This window comes from Pantoea hericii (genome assembly GCF_014155795.1).
Taxonomy (GTDB): domain Bacteria; phylum Pseudomonadota; class Gammaproteobacteria; order Enterobacterales; family Enterobacteriaceae; genus Pantoea; species Pantoea eucalypti.
Genome location: NZ_SCKV01000007.1, coordinates 72,321 through 91,067 on the forward strand (window position 1 = coordinate 72,321; position 18,747 = coordinate 91,067).

The window sequence follows — 18,747 nt, forward strand, 5'->3', positions numbered from 1 at the left end:
ATACACAACCGAGATATCAACATGGCGAAAACCGCGGCGGCTTTACACATCCTCGTTAAAGAGGAAGCGCTGGCAAAAGAGATTCTGGCGAAACTGGCGAAAGGCGGCAATTTTCAGGAGCTGGCAAAGAAGCACTCAACCTGTCCTTCCGGCCGGAAGGGTGGCGATCTGGGCGAGTTCCGGCAGGGACAGATGGTACCGGCCTTTGATAAAGCGGTCTTTACCTGCCCGCTGCTGACGCCTTACGGGCCGGTAAAGACCGGCTTTGGTTATCACATTATCAAAGTGCTCTACCGCAACTAGTTACTTCTTCTGCTTCATCTGCTGCAGGACGGTGCTGCACTGGTTATCTTCGTTATCACTTGGAGAGATCAGTGCCAGCAGCGCCGCTGCAGGACCTACGACCGCGCCCAGCGCCACGGCAGCGGCACCACGCGCCAGCAGTGGCCCCGTTTTCACGCCCGCATCAGGATTTTTAAAGGTGCCGCGCACATAGAGCGGCGAGCGCAGCGTCACGATGCGAATGCCTTTACTCTCCGGATTCACCGACAAATCAAGCCGCTCGCTGGCGAAGTTTGCGTTGCCGGAGACATTGATAATCGCGTTCTCGGTGTCAAACACAAACAGGTTGGGCGTTGCCACACCATTCTGCAGTTTGAGATCGGTGGCGGCGCAGTTGATGCGCACCTGGTCATCGCCAAACAGTTTACCCACCACATAGTTACCGACATTGAGACCAGCAATTTCCATCAGGCTGCGGCTGATCAGACCGTCATTCATCAGCAGTTTGAGTTGACCGTTACTGGTTCCCAGCAGGTCGGCCACTGAGTTACCGGTGCCGGTAAAGCTGGCATCGCCATTGAGCTGGCCACGGCTGTTCTTCATCGCCTCCACCGTCGGGAAGAGCTGACGCAGTTGCAGCTTACGAACATGAAGGTCAACCCGACCGCGCATTGGCGAGTGGTCACCCTCCAGTCGGATAGTGCTGTTGAGATTGCCGCCCGCTACACCAAAGCGCAGCGGATCCAGCAGCAGATCGCCGTTTTTCATCTGTAAGTGGGTATAGAGATCGCTTAACGGCAGTGAATTACTGTGTTCGATCCGTTTGCCGCTGAACTTCACGTCGGCATCCATCACATCCCAGTTTTTGGTCTCGAATTTATCATGCGGCAGCACGCGATCAGCAGGCTGGTTCGATTTCTCACCGCGACGCGCTTTGGCCTGCGCGGTTTTTTCACTGCCTTTACCGGAGTCCACGCCAATGAGTGGACCCAGATCGGCCATACGCAGTTGCTCAGAGGTCATTTCGCCGCTGAGCGTCGGGCGAGGTTTGACCTGGCTGTAGATCAGCGAGCCATGAATATCGCTGTCACCAATGTGACCATTGAATTTCTCATAGCGGTAGACCGCGCCCTTTTTACCATTGAATTTCGCTATCAGATGGCCGTCAGTTTCATAAGGCGGTGTGTCAGGCAACAGAACACCGGTCAGGCCATAAAGATTAGCCAGCGTATCGCCCGAGAAGCGTAGTCGCACGTTAAGCCCGCCGAGGTTCATTGGATCCTGCAAACCGCCAGTCACCTGAACCCGCGTGGTGCCGTTGCGCACATCGGCCTGAATCGGGAAGGGGGTGTTCTGGCTTCGCAATGACAGCATGCCCCCAATCTTGCCGTCGCCAGTGAGTTTCTCGTTGTTGTAGGTGCCGCTGGCCTGCCAGCCAAAGACAAAGTCGCCTGCGCCTTTCTGCTGGTCATCGCCTCCGGCGATCTGCGTATACGGCACCGGTTTGCCCAGTGGATTGACCTGTACCGTGACATCGGCGCGGTTAATGGCGTCGCGATAACGAATCTGGCCCTGATCAAACAGAATATTATCCAGACGGAAGGACCAGGCCGATGGCGCGGCATTCTTCTCATCCTTGTCGCTGTCAGCAAGGGTAAAGGTCCAGTTGTTCTTTTTATCGGCGGTCTGGATCAGTCGCGCATCGGGTCGCTGCAGCTTAATCCACGGGATGAACAGCTCTTTATGCAGTAACGACAGGGGTGACAGCGTGGCGTCGACACGCTGCAGATGCACCATGGTGACGTCAGAAATGTCAGGCGGGTTGCCCAGCATAATATCTTCCGCATGGATCTGCGGCCACGGCACCCAGCGCCGCCAGCCTGCCTCGTCGCGATTTCGTGCCCAGTCGATGCCCAGATCCCCGCGTATCGCAAAGGGACGGTTTAATTCTGTTGAGACTTTCTGATTAATGGTGGGCTTCAGGCGGTTCCAGTCAAAGGTAGCGATCACAACGATAATCACCACAATCAACAGCACCAGAATACCTGCTACCCAGCTGACGATTTTCCCGGTACGCGACATTACGCTTTCTCCTTGCACATTCACGGTCTGCGTTAAAGATAGTCGAGACCACGAGCAACGGCATCAGGGAAGCTGGAGAGTGAGGTGATTCAATTCAGAAAAGGGGACGGGACGCGAAAAGTAATAGCCCTGTGCAGCAATCGCAGGCGACGCTTTGACCTGCTGCCACTGCGCTTCCGTTTCCACCCCTTCAACAATGACACCGTTACAGTAACGATTAATCAGCGCAAGCAGCATCGAAAAGAGACTCCGCCCTTCATCCGTCGTGCCCAGCATAATAAACAGGTCGCGCGACAGCTTGATGTAATCATATTTCAGTTCAGTCAGCGCTGAGAAATTTGCCATACCTGAACCAAAATCATCCAGCCACAGCGGCCCCAGTTCCGGTATTTTCGCCACTTTCTCCTCCTGCGGCAGCGCCTGATGCTCGGTGAGCTCAAACCGTATCCAGGGCAGCTGGGCAATCAGGCGGCGAATGGCGGGTCGTTGCTGAATGGCGAGCAGTGAAGGACCGTCTATGTTGACCGAAGCGACCATATCACTGCGCTTAAAAAATTCGCTCCATTCTGCCAGCAGTTCAAGCTGCTCATGCACGACATCCAGGCGCCGGGCAATATCGAGTCCGGCAAACCAGGCTTCAGGCGAAAGATTCCGTTCCGGTTCAGAAGGATGCGACACGGCAGTCAGGAGTTCAATGGCAAGTAATTGACCGGTAACCCGGTAGATGGGCTGAAACCGATAGCGTCGATGACATTGTTGCCAGAAGAGCGGGGTTTCCGGGTGGAGTTTAAGGTCGTTTGAAGACGGCAGCCATTGGCTAATACTCTCCATCACCATGCTATTTCCCTGAGTGGTAACAAGTCCCCAAAATGGGTGACTGAGCGATTATCAAAAGTGCCTGTGATATTAAGATGAACGGCATGGCAATATAAAACGGCGAGTTTATCAGCCGTCTCGCTAACATAATCGGCTAAACAAGCCGACGTTAGCCGCGTTTATCTGCCAGATCGAGGCTGTTTCATGCCTTAAGTTAAATTAAAACGGCGTTTTAAAATCATTGACGTCTGCCATACCAGACGCGAGACTAGGACGATATTTCACTATAGGTCTGAAACCATGACGCACAAGAAAATCGCCATTATTGGCGAATGCATGATTGAGCTGTCCGAAAAGGGTGAGAACATCAAACGGGGCTTTGGCGGCGATACGCTTAACACGGCAGTTTATCTCGCCCGCCAGGTCGATGAGCAGCAGTTGCGGGTCGATTATGTCACTGCGCTGGGAACGGATTCGTTCAGCGATCAGATGATCGCCGCCTGGCAGCAGGAGAAGGTGAATACGGACCTGATCCAGCGCCTCGATAATAAGATGCCGGGCCTGTATGTGATTGAAACGGATGCCGATGGCGAGCGTACTTTCTGGTACTGGCGCAGCGATGCTGCGGCGCGTTACTGGCTTGATAGCCCGCAATCTGAGGAGATAGCCGGGCAATTGTCGCACTACGATTATCTCTATCTCAGCGGCATCAGTCTGGCTATTCTGCCGCCGTCCAGCCGTGAGAAGCTAATGACGCTACTGGCCCGTTGCCGGGCAAATGGCGGCAAGGTGATTTTTGATAATAACTACCGCCCGCGTTTATGGGCCGATCGCGCCAGTGCGCAGGCTGCATATCGCGCCATGCTGAACTGTACCGATATCGCCTTCCTGACACTGGATGATGAGCATCTGCTGTGGGGCGAAGCGCCGCTGGAAGAGGTTATCGCACGAACCCGTCAGGCGGGCGCCAGCGAAATCGTGATTAAGCGCGGTGCCGACTCCTGTCTGGTGGTCACCGGCGATGCGCCGCTGATTGATGTGCCTGCGGTGCGTCTGGCGAAAGAGAAAGTGATCGATACGACTGCTGCCGGTGATTCATTCAGTGCCGGGTATCTGGCGCGCCGTCTGACCGGGGCTTCTGCGGAGGAAGCCGCGCAGCGTGGGCATCTGACAGCCAGTACCGTGATTCAGCATCGTGGCGCGATAATTCCGGCAGCGGCGATGCCTGAATGATGCTGTAGCCGTTAGCGTCGTGAAGATCGATCGGCGAATGGTGATGACGAAAATGCGCCCGGAGGCGCATTTTTTAGCTTCTGGCATTCACACCTCTTACGCACACAGCGGCTGGCTGAACTGCATCTTATAGAGCCGTGTATACGCGCCGTTCTTCTGCAGGAGCTGCTGATGCGAGCCGCGCTCCACAATCCTCCCCTCTTCTACCAGCAGAATTTCATCGGCCTTTTCAATGGTTGAGAGCCGGTGAGCGATGATCAGCGTGGTCCGGTTCTGCTGCAGCGTCTCCAGCGCAGACTGAATGGCGCGTTCAGATTCGGTATCCAGCGCCGAGGTCGCCTCGTCGAGGATCAGAATTGGACTGTCGCGCAGCAGGGCGCGGGCAATCGCGATGCGCTGGCGCTGCCCACCCGACAACAGCACCCCGTTCTCCCCAATCACTGTATCCAGTCCGTTATCCATTTTATTAATGAATTCCATAGCATGGGCCATCTGTGCCGCCTTTTCGATTGCTTCACGGCTGAAGACGTCGGTACGGGCATAAGCGATGTTGTTGGCGACCGTGTCGTTGAAGAGGTGAACGTGCTGAGAGACCAGTGCCACCTGCTCACGCAGCGAGGCCAGGGTGTAGTCACGCAGCGCATGACCATCCAGCAAAATCTCTCCGCTGTCGATGTCGTAAAAGCGTGTCAGCAGGCTGGCGAGAGTCGATTTACCCGAACCGGAACGGCCCACCAGCGCCACAGTTTTACCGGCGGGAATGGTCAGGTTAATATGCTCCAGCGCGGGCGTTTCCGATCCCGGATAGGTAAAGGTGACATCGCGAAATTCTATATTGCCGGTCGCGCGTTCAACCACGTATGTTCCTTCATCTTTTTCCTGTTCAGTATCCAGGATGGCAAACAGTGTCTGACAGGCAGCCATACCGCGCTGGAACTGGGCGTTAACGTTAGTCAGTGACTTTAACGGACGCATCAGCATCAGCATGGCGGAAAACACCGCACTGATAGAACCCGCCGTCAGTGTGGCCATCACAGAGGGAAAACTCGCCGCATAGAGCACAAAGGCGAGCGCAGAGGAGGCGAGCAGCTGAATAATGGGATCGGAGAGCGAGGTCGCTGAGACCATTTTCATCCCCTGACGACGCATGTTGTTGCTGACCTGTTCGAAGCGGGTCGTCTCGACCTGCTGGCCGCCGAACATCAGTACCTCTTTATGACCTTTCAGCATCTGCTCTGCATGAGACGTTACCTGCCCCATGGTGTTCTGCATGTTCTTGCTAATACCGCGAAAGCGCCTGGAGACGATGCGAATCGCCAGCGACACAATGGGTGCCAGCACCAGCAGGATCAGGGAAAGCTGCCAGCTGTAGTAGAACATCATCACAAACAGGCCAAGAATAGAGGCTCCCTCACGGACCACCGTCACCAGCGAACCGGACGAAGAGGAGGCGACCTGTTCGCAGTCGTAGCTGATACGGGAGAGCAACGTGCCGGTTGATTGCTGATCAAAAAAAGCCACCGGCATGCCCATCATATGGCTGAACAGTCGACAACGCAGGGCCATGACCACTTTGCCTGATACCCAGGAGATACAGTAACTGGAGATATAGCCGCTCACACCGCGGACCAGGATCAGCCCGATAATCACCAGCGGCATCCAGATCAGAATGCCGTGGTTATTCCTGCCAATCACATCGTCAAGCAGCGTCTTCAGCAACGTCAGCATCAATGGATCGATTGCAGCGTTGACGATCAGGGCGACACCCGCAACCACCAGCCCCAGTCTGAAGGGAGAAATCGTCGGCCACAAACGAGAGAAGGTTTGCCGGGTAGAGAGATCGTTATCAAACATGGAATTCATCTTACCGTTGTGAATGAACGGCTGATGTTATGTTAAACCTCATCAACCAACAGGAAACTGCCCGACGCTGAACATTCCCAAATGAGACTGGCACTTAAGCCCCTGCAGCGAAGTGAACGTGATTCTGGCGGTAAAATCATTATGCTGTCTGAACAGCACACAGCGTGATATCCGGTAAATTTTGGCTAACAAAGCGAGCCATGCCAGCCATTTACCTTAAGCTGCAAATTCGTGGTTAATGACGGACTTCCAGCGGCATCCCTCTTCAACCCGCCTTATAATTTATTGATTAAAATTAATCATTTATATAAATGGATCCACCACCAGGCATAGTCCGAATCTGGTCAGATTTGCCCTTTTCGGATGGACGACCGCCTGAAAAAAGACCATCTTTTAATCAAAAGACAGCAGGACGCTGTTCTCTCCGGCCGCGAACAAAACAATTAAAATATTCCCCGCATCAGGATCTATTTATGCACACAGAAATTATTAATATCTGGCCACACGGTGATGCGCCAGGCGCCAGCGATTCGCGCGCAGAGCCGCAGATCGTCGATATGGCAAAAGAGTATGAGCCTTACGATCGCGCAGCGACCGGCGTACGTTGCCCTGAGATGGCGATCTGGCATCCGGTCGAATCAAACGGGATTACCCTGCTGGTTGCACCGGGTGGTGGCTATCAGCGCGTGATGATTGATCGTGAAGGCAGCGCCCTGGCCACCTTCTTTACATCGATGGGTTACACCCTGGCGGTTATGACCTATCGCCTGCCCTATGATGGACATCATGAAGGTCCCGACGCGCCATTGGCCGATGCGCAGCGTGCGGTTCGCGTCCTGCGTGAACGGGCACAGCGTGGCCTGAACGGTAAATACATTGTGATGATGGGCTTTTCGGCGGGCGGCCACGTGGCAGCCAGTCTGGGAACGCGTTTCGCAGAGAAACTCTATCCGGTGCAGGATGGCGCAGAAAACTTCTCGCCGCGTCCGGATGCGATGGTACTGGTTTATCCGCTGATCAGCATGCGTGATGGCATTGCCCATGAGGGTGCCAGAACCCGCCTGCTGGGTGCGTGGCCGGATCAGAAAACCATTGAAGCCTATTCAATGGAAACCCGTGTTCATCCGCTGGTGCCACCGACACTGTTGATCCACGCCGCCGACGATGATGATGTCTCGGTGAATCACAGCATGGCGTTTTTTGGCGCGCTGCGTGAGCATAAGGTGCCGGCAGAGGTGCATTTCTATCAGAAAGGCGGGCACGGATTTGGTATCCGTGGCGTGGCAGATTTGCCCCTCGCCAGCTGGCCGATGTTAGTGACCGAGTGGCTCAGGGCAAAAACCTGACGTTAAGCGGCGGGCGGAACGTCTTTGACGTTGCTATCCGGCGGGCTGGCTTCATTGCTGGTCGCCGGTGCCGTTGCCGGTGACATTACTTTGTCCCAGCTCTCCTGCAGGCTCTTCACGTTAGTTTCCGCTTCGCCTTCCGGCTGAATCAGAACCATCATCAGTTCCTGCGTCAGCTGCTGGCGCAGCTCCTGGTTCAACTGTTCACGGGTCAGGCCGGCCAGGAAAGTCTGACGCAGCTTCTGATACTGCTCAGGCGCAATATCGACCACGGCGTTCTGCTGAGATCGCAGGCGCTGGCTCATCAGCACATCGGTATCGGTGCGGGCATAGGTGGTAAAGAGCTTATTCAGCTCCAGCAGCTTCTGCGCCATCAGCGCATCAAACTCCTCCTGCGGAATGCCTTTATCACGCACGTTCGCCAGCTCGCGCGCCACCAGATTCATATTCTGCGCCAGATTGTCGTTGCGCCCGTCCATGTTGATCGAGCACTGCGCACGCTGATAGAGCACGCGGCAATCAAATCCTACCTGGATGCCCTGCGCCTTGCTGTCGCTGAGTGCACGCTGGACATGCCAGAACAGCGCTTCACGGGCCAGGTCGCCCTGCCAGTAACGTTGCAGATTCTGGGAGTCCCGAATCGGTTGCCACGGCGTATCCCACACCAGTGAGAGACGATCCTGCGTCATGTTGCTGCTCACCAGATTCACCGGCTCGTGCGGCAGCGGCGACAGGGTGGGCAGAGGTGCAGGCGTTTCACGTTTCCCGGTTAGCGCCGAGAAGGTTTTGTTGATCTGCTCAGAAAGGTTCCGGCTATCAACATTGCCAACAACGTAGAGCGTCATCGCATCAGGGGTGTACCACTGATGATAAAAATCGTTGAGCTGGGTTAAATCGACGGGTGCGCGCGGCTGCGCGGCGGGATCGTGCGCCAGCAGCGCAGAGCCCTTCAGGCGGTAGCGCCACCAGACATCCTGCGAATCTTTCGGCCAGGTCGCCACCGGATCGGAGGCGGCCAGCGCAGTGTTGACCACCTGTTCGGTGATAGCCATATTGCCCGCCGTGGCCGCCAGCCAGTTCAGTGCTTCTTTCAGCAGTTCGGGACGGTTATTCGGCAGACTCAGATTATATTGGGTGGAGTCATAGGAGGTAATGACAGGCGGCAGCGGACGCTGTGGATCCATCGCCTGTTGCCATAGCGCGCGTTGCTGGTTGTTATCAAGCGCGGTGTTATGCACCATCGCCAGGCGCGACAGCAGATGACTGAAGCCCGTCTGTTGCGCACTCTCTACCAGCGAACCGGTATTCACCACCAGCCGCAGTTCAATGCGGTCGCTGGGGCGTTGCGGTGTGGCCAGTAACTGCCAGTTAAATCCATTATCCAGCTTGCCTTCCTGCCAGGCCGGATCCGGTTGCAGCGTTTCTGCCTGGAGACCAAAGCTGCTTGCCAGCACTAATCCACCAACCAAAAGCCGAATTCTGGTGCCCTGCATGTGAACCCCTACTCAAATAATTCAAATATTGTTATCACTGGCGCATATTGCCGCTGTTATTAACGAATCGGCTGGCGCCGAATCGCGCTGTTATCCAACAACAAAGTGTTTGACCACAGGAAGCTCAGGATGTCGCGTAACGAAGTGAAAAACGTCAAAAAAAACAAGTGGGGTTTATTATGCAAATGCCCGCTGTCAGGGCAAGCGACAGCGGGCATTTGTGAGGATTTAAGTTAAATTCAATGATTAAATTGAAGATTCAGTCGCTTTATTCTCTTTATTTCGGCCTGCCAGCGTATCGGTCAGCTGTTTATGATCCAGCTGGTCGACCCATTTCGCCACCACCACGGTCGCTACACCGTTACCAATCAGGTTAGTCAGCGCACGGGCTTCGGACATAAAGCGGTCAATACCGAGAATCAACGCCAGACCCGCCACCGGCAGATGGCCCACCGCAGAGAGCGTCGCCGCCAGCACGATGAATCCACTACCGGTTACCCCCGCCGCACCTTTGGAAGAGAGCAGCAGCACCACCAGCAGCGTAATCTGATGGAAGATATCCATGTGCGCATTGGTCGCCTGAGCAATAAATACCGCCGCCATGGTCAGGTAAATCGAGGTGCCGTCCAGGTTAAAGGAATAGCCGGTGGGAATCACCAGCCCGACCACCGATTTCTTGCAGCCCAGCTTCTCCATCTTATCCAGCATGCGCGGCAGCGCAGATTCGGAAGAGGAAGTCCCCAGCACAATCAGCAGCTCTTCTTTTATGTAGGCGATAAACTTGAAGATGCTGAACCCGGCAAACAGACGCGCAATCAGCCCCAGCACAATCACCACAAACAGAATACAGGTGATATAGAAACAGATAATCAGCTGGCCGAGTTGCACCAGTGAACCCACGCCGTATTTACCGATGGTGAACGCCATTGCGCCAAATGCCCCTATCGGTGCCAGACGCATGATCATATTGATAATGCCGAAAATCACTTTTGAGAAATTTTCAATCACGTTGAAAATCAGCGTGCCGGTGTTACCCAGACGATGCAGGGCAAAACCAAACAGAATGGCAAACAGCAGTACCTGCAGAATGTTGCCGCTGGCAAAGGCGCCAATCACGCTGTTGGGGATAATATCCAGCAGGAAAGCGACGACACCCTGTTGCTCTGCCTGCTGCGCGTACATCGCCACAGCTTTGGCATCCAGCGTGGCAGGATCAACGTTCATCCCGGCACCTGGCTGCACCACGTTCACCACGATCAGGCCGATAAGCAGCGCGATGGTGCTGACAATTTCAAAATAGAGCAGCGCAACCGCACCGGTCCGTCCTACCGCTTTCATGCTTTCCATGCCAGCGATGCCGGTCACCACGGTACAGAAAATGACCGGGGCGATAATCATCTTGATTAACTTAACAAAGGCATCTCCCAGCGGCTTCATCTGGGTCCCTAACTCCGGGTAAAAATGGCCTAACAAAACGCCGATGCCAATCGCCATCAGCACCTGGAAATAAAGGCTTTTAAAAAGTGAGGTTTTCATAAACAGGTGTCCACTAACGCCGTGAGGTGATGTTGTCGGATTCGTTATTGTGACTGTCAGGCAACAGAGGTAGCGCCTGACAGTAACCCGAAAATAACACTCTGTTTACGTGATTAATACAGGGTGACAAACGCCCAGGAAACCCTGGGATCGTAATTCTGAACTGAAACGCTTCAGCAAGGGGTTTTGTAACTAAAATTCTCGCAAAATCAATGAATCAGGCAATTATTGCGGCAGTGAGGAGTTTTCAATCCACGCCTGATTAAATCGGGTCAGAGGCAGGGCTTCAGCGTAGAGATAGCCCTGCCCGATAGCGATACCGCGCGCCAGAAGCCAGTCGCGCTGCTCGGCTGTTTCCACGCCTTCGGCAATCACTTCAAGGTGGATAATCTCGGCGATAGCCGCGACGATACGGACCATTGTGTCGTCATGCGGTAGCGCCGCCACGAAGCTGCGATCCATCTTCAGCTTGTTTACCGGCAACGCTTTCAGCTGATGCAGATAGTTCAGGTTGGAGTAGCCCATGCCAAAATCATCCAGGGCCACGGCGACGCCGGTCTGCTGCAACAGGCGCAGCATCGACATCGCCTGTTCTGCATCATCAAGCTGAGCGGTCTCTGTCACTTCCAGCACCAGCGTGTCGGGTGCGATGCGGTGGCGCGTCAGCAGGGCTTGCAGATGAGAGACCACGCCGGTGTCCCGCAGTTGCACAGCGGAAATATTCACACTCAGCGGCAGCATAATGCCCTGGCGCTGCCAGCCAGCCAGAATGCGGCACGCCTCTTCAAACACCCAGCGACCTATCGCGCTAATCACGCCAATCTCTTCGGCGCTGGCTATAAATTCTTCGGTAAGACCATAACTGCCGTCTGGCTGGCGCATGCGCAACAGGGCTTCGGCGCCAATTAACGCGCCGGTCCGCATATCGACCTGCGGTTGCAGGTAAAGCGCGAACTGATCATCGTGCAGACCCTGCAGGATGTCATGCTCCTGAGTCAGGCGCTTCTGCGCGCGCTCGGTCAGTGCGGCGTCAAAGAACAGGATCTGATTTTTGCCCTGATGACGGGCCGACATCATCGCCGACGTCGCGCGGTCAAGCAGCTCATTCGCGCTCAGCGGCTGATCCTCACGCAGCGCCAGACCGATACTGAGATTAGGGCGCAACTGCAGCTGATGGAGGTTAACCGGCTGATTCAGGCGAATCATCAGGTTGCGCGCCAGACGCAGTGCGCGGAACGGATTGCTTGCGCGCTTCATTAACAGAACAAAATCGCTGGTTCCGGTCTGCGCCAGCAAAGTATGGTCGTCCAGGGTATTACGGATCTTCTCCACCAGCGTCAGCATCAGTGTATCGCGCTGCTCATCGCTGAGTACGCCGTTAGCTTCCTGGAGTGTTTCAATGCGGATGACCATCAGACCCAGTGACTGTTCAGGCATGCGCATGCACTGATCGACCAGCGCCAGAAACAGAGTGCGATTGGGCAAATCGGTGACGGGAAAATGGGTCGTCAGCCGGCTCATCTCATCATGGATCGACTCCAGCACCTGCTGATTGCGGTTGTAGCTACGGACCAGCATACCGATTTCATCATCACGGTGGCTCTGCGGTAGCGACAGCTTGTGCGTCAGAATCGACTGGGGCGGCAGCTCCTGCAGTTCGCGAGAGAGATTGCGCAGCGGATGCACCACCAGCCGGTTAATGCACCAGCTGATCGCCACGGAAAGAATCAGCGCCAGCAACAGATAGGTGATAATCATGGTCGAGAGCGTGCTGAGGATAAACTGGTAGACGCGCGTCGAGTTAGCCTGCAACACCAGATAGGCAAGCGGCTTCGGCATCCCGGTATTTTCGACTGAATAGAGCGGCAGGGTAATCTGCACCGGCAGCTCAAACAGGCGGGCGACCAGACGCGGCACCGGTTTTTCCACCTCGAAATCGGCATGCAGAGCCTGGAACGCATTCGGCAGCACCACATCGGCGCGCGATAAAATACCGGCCGGTTTCAGGGAGTGAAGAATACGTTCGGCCTGAGGAATATCGGCGCGCAGCACCGCTTCCGACAGCGGCTGACGGACGGTGTGCGCGATATTCTCCATCTGCTGGGCGTAGTCAATTCTGCGCTGCTGCACAAAATGAAACAGTTGGATGACGATAAAGATACTGATGGTGATAATCGCAACCAGCGAAACTGTCGCCATCTGCTTTATCGTAAGTGACCGGCTTACGCGCAAAAATTCTCTCCTGACGATGAAAAAAGCCCAGATAGCAGACAGTACAATGCCCGCCAGTATATCCCATAAACTGACTTTTTTACCGTCTGAAAAGTCCGGCTTTTTCCCGATCGGGATTATTTAAAATCTGCGTAGGGAACCAGCGGCTGTGGCGGCATATCCAGATCCCCTTCCCAGCCCCCGGCAGCATAGCGTACATAGATCAGGCCGTGGCTCGGGGTGTAATCTTTCGCCTGCTGAATATCGACACCTGCTCCTACAAACCACGCCGACGTCAGCCGCCGCTCAACTACTGCCTGCAGCGTGTAGCCGATCCCCCCGCCGGCGCTGCTGGCGGAAGAGGGATTGCTGGCAAGGGTGAAGCCAGGATTAACCGGATAACGCTGCTGCGCATCCGTTTTCGAATGTGACCACGAAACTGAACCGCCCAGATCAAATGACCAGTTCTCCGTACGCTGCCGCCAGGTGACCGGCACAGCAAAGGAGAGATATTGCTGTGGACTGTAGTAGCCGCCCTGGCCGAAGGTGTAATCACTGAGATCCTTCTGATAGTGCCAGAGCATGCTGTTCAGCCCGATGGTCGCACGGCGATTGTCGGTGTTGATCAGCTTGTAGTAATAGCCGCCCATCAGGCGCTCGCGGCTGTTATCAGCGACATTCTTGCCGGTGATCTGATGCGCACTGATGTCGCCCCAGACACCATGCGCACCGCCCTGATCGTAACTCAGCCCGATGCTGCCGCCCGTTGCCACCACACCGCCCCAGCTTTTACTGCCGTTGACTGCCGGATCGCGCGTCCCGGCATAGGAGAGCAGCGAACTGGCAATTGGCCTGCGTGAAGCGGTCAGCGTCACACCGAGCTGCTTCACATCGGTTTTCCAGCTCAGGCCGCCGGTCCAGTTAGTGACTTCAAAACCCAGCGGCGTGGTGCCGAGGTCGGCCGACCAGATCGCATTATGCCAGCCAGCGGCCAGCGCCGTGCCACTGTCACGCTGGTGAGTCTGAGAAGTGCAGCCGCCGGAATTCACATCGTCACAGCTGCCAAATAAATCATTAAAGCTACCGTTTCGGGTGGTAAAGGTCCCTGCGGAAACGTCCACCCGGTCGAGCCGGAAAAAGCCGCGCCCATCGGCAAACGGATGTTCCGCCTGCAGCATGGTGGTGTGCGCCGTAAAGTCAGAGATGCCGCCCGTACCGCTGTTGCGTGAATAGTCCTGCTGCACTGTCAGCGTGGTTTGCTGCTGACGATAGAGATCGGCCGTGTCGCTGCGCAGGCTGCGCTTCAGCCACTCATCCTGCGGATCGTTGCGGGTGGCGCGGCTGATATTGCCACTGCTATCAATACCGCTGGCCGTCATCGCCTGACGATAATCGGCCAGTGCCTGTTCAGGCTGCTGCTGCGAACGTTCAAGTCGTGCCGCATCACGAAACACCAGCGCCTTATCCTGAGAAGGTGGCAGCGAGGCGGCGCGCTGTTTCAGATCGCTAAACAGCACGGCAGCCCGCGTGGTTTCACCCACCGCCTGCCACGCCAGCGCAGCACGCCTGTCCGCATTGACACTCGCCTGAATCGACGGCTGTTGCTCAAGCGCCTGTAGGGCTTCGCTGTTGCGCTGCAGGGCAACCAGCGCTTCGATTCGTCCCAGCGCCGCATCGCCGTTTTCCGGCTCGCGAGACAGTACCTGCTGATAGCCTGCCAGCGCCTGCAGCGCGTCACCGCGTGCCAGTGCCCAGTCGGCCAGCGTCAGGTCACGTCGGCTGGAAACTGGCTGCTGCTCAAGCAGCGTTACGGCTGCCGGCTCCCGCCCGGCGGCGCGCAGCGCCTCGGACTGGGCATAGATCTGATTCTGTTTCAGGCGGTCAGCCAGCTGACGCATATCGCTGCTCCACTGCGCATCGGGCAGACGATGCAGCGTGGCCAGTGCCTCGCTGTCGTTATCGTTGCCCGAGAACCAGAGTGCGGTCGCGTAAAGTGCAGTCGCATCCTGCGGATGTTGCTGCGCGACCGCGCGCATTATCGTCTGCGCCTGCTGCACGTCACCACTGTTACGCAGCGCGCCAGCCAGCCGGTAACTGAGCCAGACGTCATCCGGAGCCAGCTCCCGTGCCTGGCGATATTTCTCTGCCGCCTGCGGCCAGCGAGCCTGCTGCGCCAGAGCATCTGCTTCCGTGCGCAGGCTATCGCTGCGCAGCAGGCGCAGCGTGTCAGCCAGGGCGCGCTGCTGCCCGGCGGGTAAGGTAGTAATAAATTCCAGCTCGCGTGCAGGCGACACAGCCTGATAAAGCCCCGCCAGCCGACGCACTGCGGTGATATTGGTGCCATCCAGCCGTCGCGCGCGCTGCCAGAACTGTTCTGCGCCCGCCGCATCTTTACGCGCCATCGCCACATCACCCAGGCCAATCAGGGCATAGCTGTCGCTGCTGTCATACTTCTGGGCCGCACGATAGTGCTGTCCGGCCCCTTCAATATCATGCTGCGCCAGCGCTTTATCGCCCTGCTCAATCGCCAGCCAGTAGCGATTGCTCTGCAGCAGCGACTGCCATTTGCCGATCAGCGTGCTCTGCTGTCCCGCTTTGATGGCGCGTTCCAGCCAGAGAATGGCGGCATCACGATGGCCCGCGCGGGCCTGGGTCTGCCCCATCGCCCCCATTAATTCGGCATTATCGGGATTCGCTTTCAGTGCCCGGTTCAGGATCGCCATCGCGTTATTCACATTGCCTGCATCGACCAGCGCCAGCGCGCGCATCCGTTCGCGATAAGCGGGATCGGCCAGCGTCGTCTGCTGCTTCGAGAGCGCCTCCAGGCCCTGCTGATGCGCATCGCCCTCGGTGAAGACGGTGAGATACTCTTTCAACTGCGCGACGCTACTGTCGCTGACCGGTTGATCGTTAATCTGTTTCAGCCAGAGATCAGCCGCGGCATCACGCCCGCCGCTGCTTTCCGCCAGCCGCTTCAGCTGGACTATCGCCTGCGCCGACTGCTGCCGGGCAAATGCCATGCGGGCAATCTGCAATCCGACGCCAACGTTGCCCGGATAGCGCTGTTCCATCGCCTGCAGCTGCTGCCATACGACCTCTTCCTGGCCAGGAAGGCGCGCCATCAGCCGCCAGTACTCCAGGGCGATGTTGGGATCGGGAAACACGCCGTTGAACAGCGCATCGTACGCGCTTTTTGCTTCCGCCAGCCGCCCTGAGGTAGCAAGCAATCGCGCCTGCTGCAGTTGCTGCCGCCCCTCTGGCGACATCATGCGCAGGCCTGCGGCAGACTCACGCGCCGCCGTCGAGCCGGGCGCCAGCCTGTTGAGCTGATCCAGCAACGTCTGCGCTGCGGTGATATCGCCCTGATGCAGCGCCAGACGCAGACGCGCCGCAAGCACCTGCGGATTATCCGGGTCCATCTTCTCCAGCCGGTAGAGCGATTGCTGTACCAGATCGTATTTGTTAGTCGACTCGCCGGTGCGGACCTGTGCCAGCAGCCACTCGACTGGCGAGACTTCCGGTCCGTCAGTCGGTGCGGCCAGCCCCGGCAGCGCACTTAGCGTACCAAGCAGCATGCCCGCCCGCAGTACCTGAGCGTTATTCATCTTCATCCAGTAAACGACGACGGGTAATAATTCGCATCAGACGCCACGTCATTAGCGCGAACAGCACCACCACAAAGAGTGTGCAGAGTGCCAGCCAGAAGGGATGGGTCGAGAGTAGCGACCAGAGACGCTCCCACCACGGCAGATGACCAACGTAGTAGCTCTCGCCAACCCGCAGACTGTTAACCCCTGACTCGCGGATAATCGCGGTGGAGCCAGACATTGCGCCACGCTTATCGCTGTCACTCATTGCCTCGTTGAGCAGTTGCCAGCCACGCGGCGTGCCATCGGCGAGCAGCGCAACCACGCTGCGCTGATCGTAAAACGGCGACTGGAAGCCAATCACCGTTGCCAGCGGGCCGCGGGAGCTGATGGCAGTGGTGCTTTCTGCCGTCTGATCGCGACCGCTTTGCGGATTCATCTGTGGCGTGACCCGTCGCACGGGTTCTTTCAGCCAGCTGGCGGTGGCGTCGACCAGCGCCGGGATCCGCAGGTCATTCTGAAGATCTTTGGGGATGACACCGATCATCAGCAGATCCACATCCTGCTTTTTCGCCGTGGCCCAGTCGTCGGTCAACTGAACGCGCAGTGCCGGATAGCCAGTCTGTGCACCACTATTGCCCATCGCATTCAACAGTGTGCTGACCTGCTGGACGTCTGGTTTTGGCGGCATCAGCACCAGGGTTTGCGCCAGATCGGCATAACGGCTGAACGGGAAGCCCGCATTTGCCCAGGCACGCAGTGATGGCATTTCGATGTAGTGGCGATAGCCAGAAAAATCGATGCTGGAACTGTCGTCCACCACCACATGATGACCGACCGGCGTCACGGTTTCACAACGCCCGTCAGCATTGCCACCAATAAAGGTGTTGGCATAGTCAAAATCGAAGCGCAGCTGGTTAACCACACCCAGGCGTAACGCCGGAATCAGCAGTTCATGGTTTTTGTCCAGCATTCCCTGAATCAGGGGAATATGCAGCAACTGCTGACCGGCCGTGTTTTTAGGCGGTAGCGGATAATCCTGGATGAACTGATTATTCAGGTTCACCGCCAGCCGTGAGCCATCCGACTGGAAAGGCGCTGTATAGCGATAGCTCAGATCCATGTCGATGCCGCGCGCGCGAACCAGGAAGAGATCGGGCGGCAGATTCAGCGTCAGGCTGATGGGATTGGGCTGCAGGCCGTCAGACTGCAGCTGGTTTTCATACTGAGTCAGTTCAGCAAAGGTGGTGCGGCGATCGGTGCGCACCCAGTTTGGCGCATCATAGGGCTGGCGCGGTGCCAGCAGCGTAACGCGGTCGATGGTCGAGGTGTCCCCGCGTAACAGCAACTCACCCTGCGCAATCCCCTGCACCGCCGTCAGCAAATCGTCGTCGTTGCGTCCCAGGATGAGCAGCATTTTTTCATAGGGACTGTCAGGCTGACTCACTATCTCCACGGTCGGCTTTACAACCGGCGGCAAATCTTTCAGAAAATCCGGGCGCGCATCGTTGGTGGCAAACACCACAGCATGCTGCTGTTGCGGCAGCTGATTGTAGAGCACCTGAAAGCGCTGTCCGCGCCAGGCAGCTTTGCTGCCGAACCAGGAGGCGAGAATCGCGGCAGCCCGCTGCTGCTTTATGTCCGGCTGGGCAGCAAACACCATCGGCAAGGTCAGCGGTCGCGTGTCGCGGGTATCAAAAAAGGGTTCAGGAAAATGGGAGAGGTCATTTTTCAGCGGCAGTTTTTGCAGCGTCAGATCGATGCCGCTCTCTTTGCCGATATCAAGCCAGATGGTGCTGTTGGCCGGATTTTCGCAGATGTTGGCGTAGTGACCAACCAGCTCAAAGCGCACGCGGTTAAAGTCAGCAATATAGTGAGGATCGATTGCCAGCTGCGTCTGAATCTCTTTACCCGGCTGGTCCGGGGTAATGGTGATCAGGCCGAACAGCTCATCGTTGAGATAAACCTTCAGCTGCGACAGCACAGGTAGCAGCGCAGGCGAGGGCCGATAGGTAAGATTAAGCAGCGCACGCGTCACCACCTCATCACTGCGCACACCGAACTCGATCTGCCCGCTGGTACGTGTTCCGCTCAGCGTCATGCTACCCGGCGGTGGTGCCAGCTTAACAAAGCTCAGCTGACTGTTACGCAGCGGTGCAGCAGGCTGTGGCGGCAAAGATTGCACCGCAGTTTCTCCGGGAGTGACCGCCATATTTTCCTGCGCCAGGGCGCAGCTTAGTGTTGTGGAACCCAACAGCAGCGCAGCGACCCACCTGTTTACTCTCGTTATCGTCATAT

General features: G+C 56.7%; 11 protein-coding genes. 3 read left to right on the forward strand and 8 right to left on the reverse strand.

From position 1 onward, the window contains the following. Nucleotides 1–21: 21 nt before the first annotated feature. Nucleotides 22–303 (forward strand): peptidylprolyl isomerase PpiC, encoded by a 282-nt coding sequence (ppiC, locus tag H7K52_RS15790; RefSeq protein WP_008926423.1) that lies wholly within the window; start codon nt 22–24, stop codon nt 301–303. On the opposite strand, the gene H7K52_RS15795 is transcribed toward ppiC, so the two are convergent. Further along, on the reverse strand, nt 304–2,364 hold the full coding sequence (locus H7K52_RS15795) for an AsmA family protein (protein ID WP_003851971.1): 2,061 nt from the start codon (nt 2,362–2,364) through the stop codon (nt 304–306). Nucleotides 2,365–2,427: 63 nt separating this feature from the next. Then, entirely contained in the window at nt 2,428–3,201 is a 774-nt protein-coding gene (gene pdeH, locus H7K52_RS15800; protein ID WP_003851972.1) for a cyclic-guanylate-specific phosphodiesterase, read from the reverse strand. Between the two features lie 279 nt (nt 3,202–3,480). Here pdeH and kdgK point away from each other — a divergent pair, with 279 nt between their 5' ends. Beyond that, on the forward strand, nt 3,481–4,413 hold the full coding sequence (gene kdgK / locus H7K52_RS15805; RefSeq protein WP_039658622.1) for a 2-dehydro-3-deoxygluconokinase: 933 nt from the start codon (nt 3,481–3,483) through the stop codon (nt 4,411–4,413). A gap of 96 nt (nt 4,414–4,509) precedes the next feature. Here kdgK and msbA read toward each other — a convergent pair whose 3' ends face one another. Continuing rightward, nucleotides 4,510–6,267 (reverse strand): lipid A ABC transporter ATP-binding protein/permease MsbA, encoded by a 1,758-nt coding sequence (gene msbA, locus H7K52_RS15810; RefSeq protein WP_008926421.1) that lies wholly within the window; start codon nt 6,265–6,267, stop codon nt 4,510–4,512. Between the two features lie 482 nt (nt 6,268–6,749). Here msbA and H7K52_RS15815 point away from each other — a divergent pair, with 482 nt between their 5' ends. Further along, complete coding sequence (locus H7K52_RS15815; RefSeq protein ID WP_003851978.1) at nt 6,750–7,622, forward strand: alpha/beta hydrolase; 873 nt, start codon at nt 6,750–6,752, stop codon at nt 7,620–7,622. Nucleotides 7,623–7,624: 2 nt separating this feature from the next. Here H7K52_RS15815 and H7K52_RS15820 read toward each other — a convergent pair whose 3' ends face one another. The 5 genes from H7K52_RS15820 to bcsB form a co-directional block, all read right to left on the reverse strand. Beyond that, nucleotides 7,625–9,115 carry a M16 family metallopeptidase gene (locus H7K52_RS15820; RefSeq protein WP_008926420.1) on the reverse strand — a complete coding sequence of 497 codons (1,491 nt, stop codon included), beginning with the start codon at nt 9,113–9,115 and terminating at the stop codon, nt 7,625–7,627. A 246-nt stretch (nt 9,116–9,361) separates the two neighbouring features. Next, the gene (locus H7K52_RS15825; RefSeq protein WP_003851983.1) at nt 9,362–10,651 is read right to left on the reverse strand and encodes a dicarboxylate/amino acid:cation symporter; all 1,290 of its coding nucleotides are present in this window, start codon (nt 10,649–10,651) and stop codon (nt 9,362–9,364) included. 225 nt (nt 10,652–10,876) lie between these two features. Beyond that, nucleotides 10,877–12,883 (reverse strand): biofilm formation regulator HmsP, encoded by a 2,007-nt coding sequence (gene hmsP, locus H7K52_RS15830; RefSeq protein ID WP_182630211.1) that lies wholly within the window; start codon nt 12,881–12,883, stop codon nt 10,877–10,879. Between the two features lie 116 nt (nt 12,884–12,999). Then, the gene (gene bcsC, locus H7K52_RS15835) at nt 13,000–16,467 is read right to left on the reverse strand and encodes a cellulose synthase complex outer membrane protein BcsC (RefSeq protein ID WP_182630212.1); all 3,468 of its coding nucleotides are present in this window, start codon (nt 16,465–16,467) and stop codon (nt 13,000–13,002) included. Further along, entirely contained in the window at nt 16,460–18,745 is a 2,286-nt protein-coding gene (gene bcsB / locus H7K52_RS15840) for a cellulose biosynthesis cyclic di-GMP-binding regulatory protein BcsB (protein WP_182630213.1), read from the reverse strand. The genes bcsC and bcsB overlap by 8 nt, the downstream gene beginning before the upstream one ends. Between the last annotated feature and the right edge of the window lie 2 nt (nt 18,746–18,747).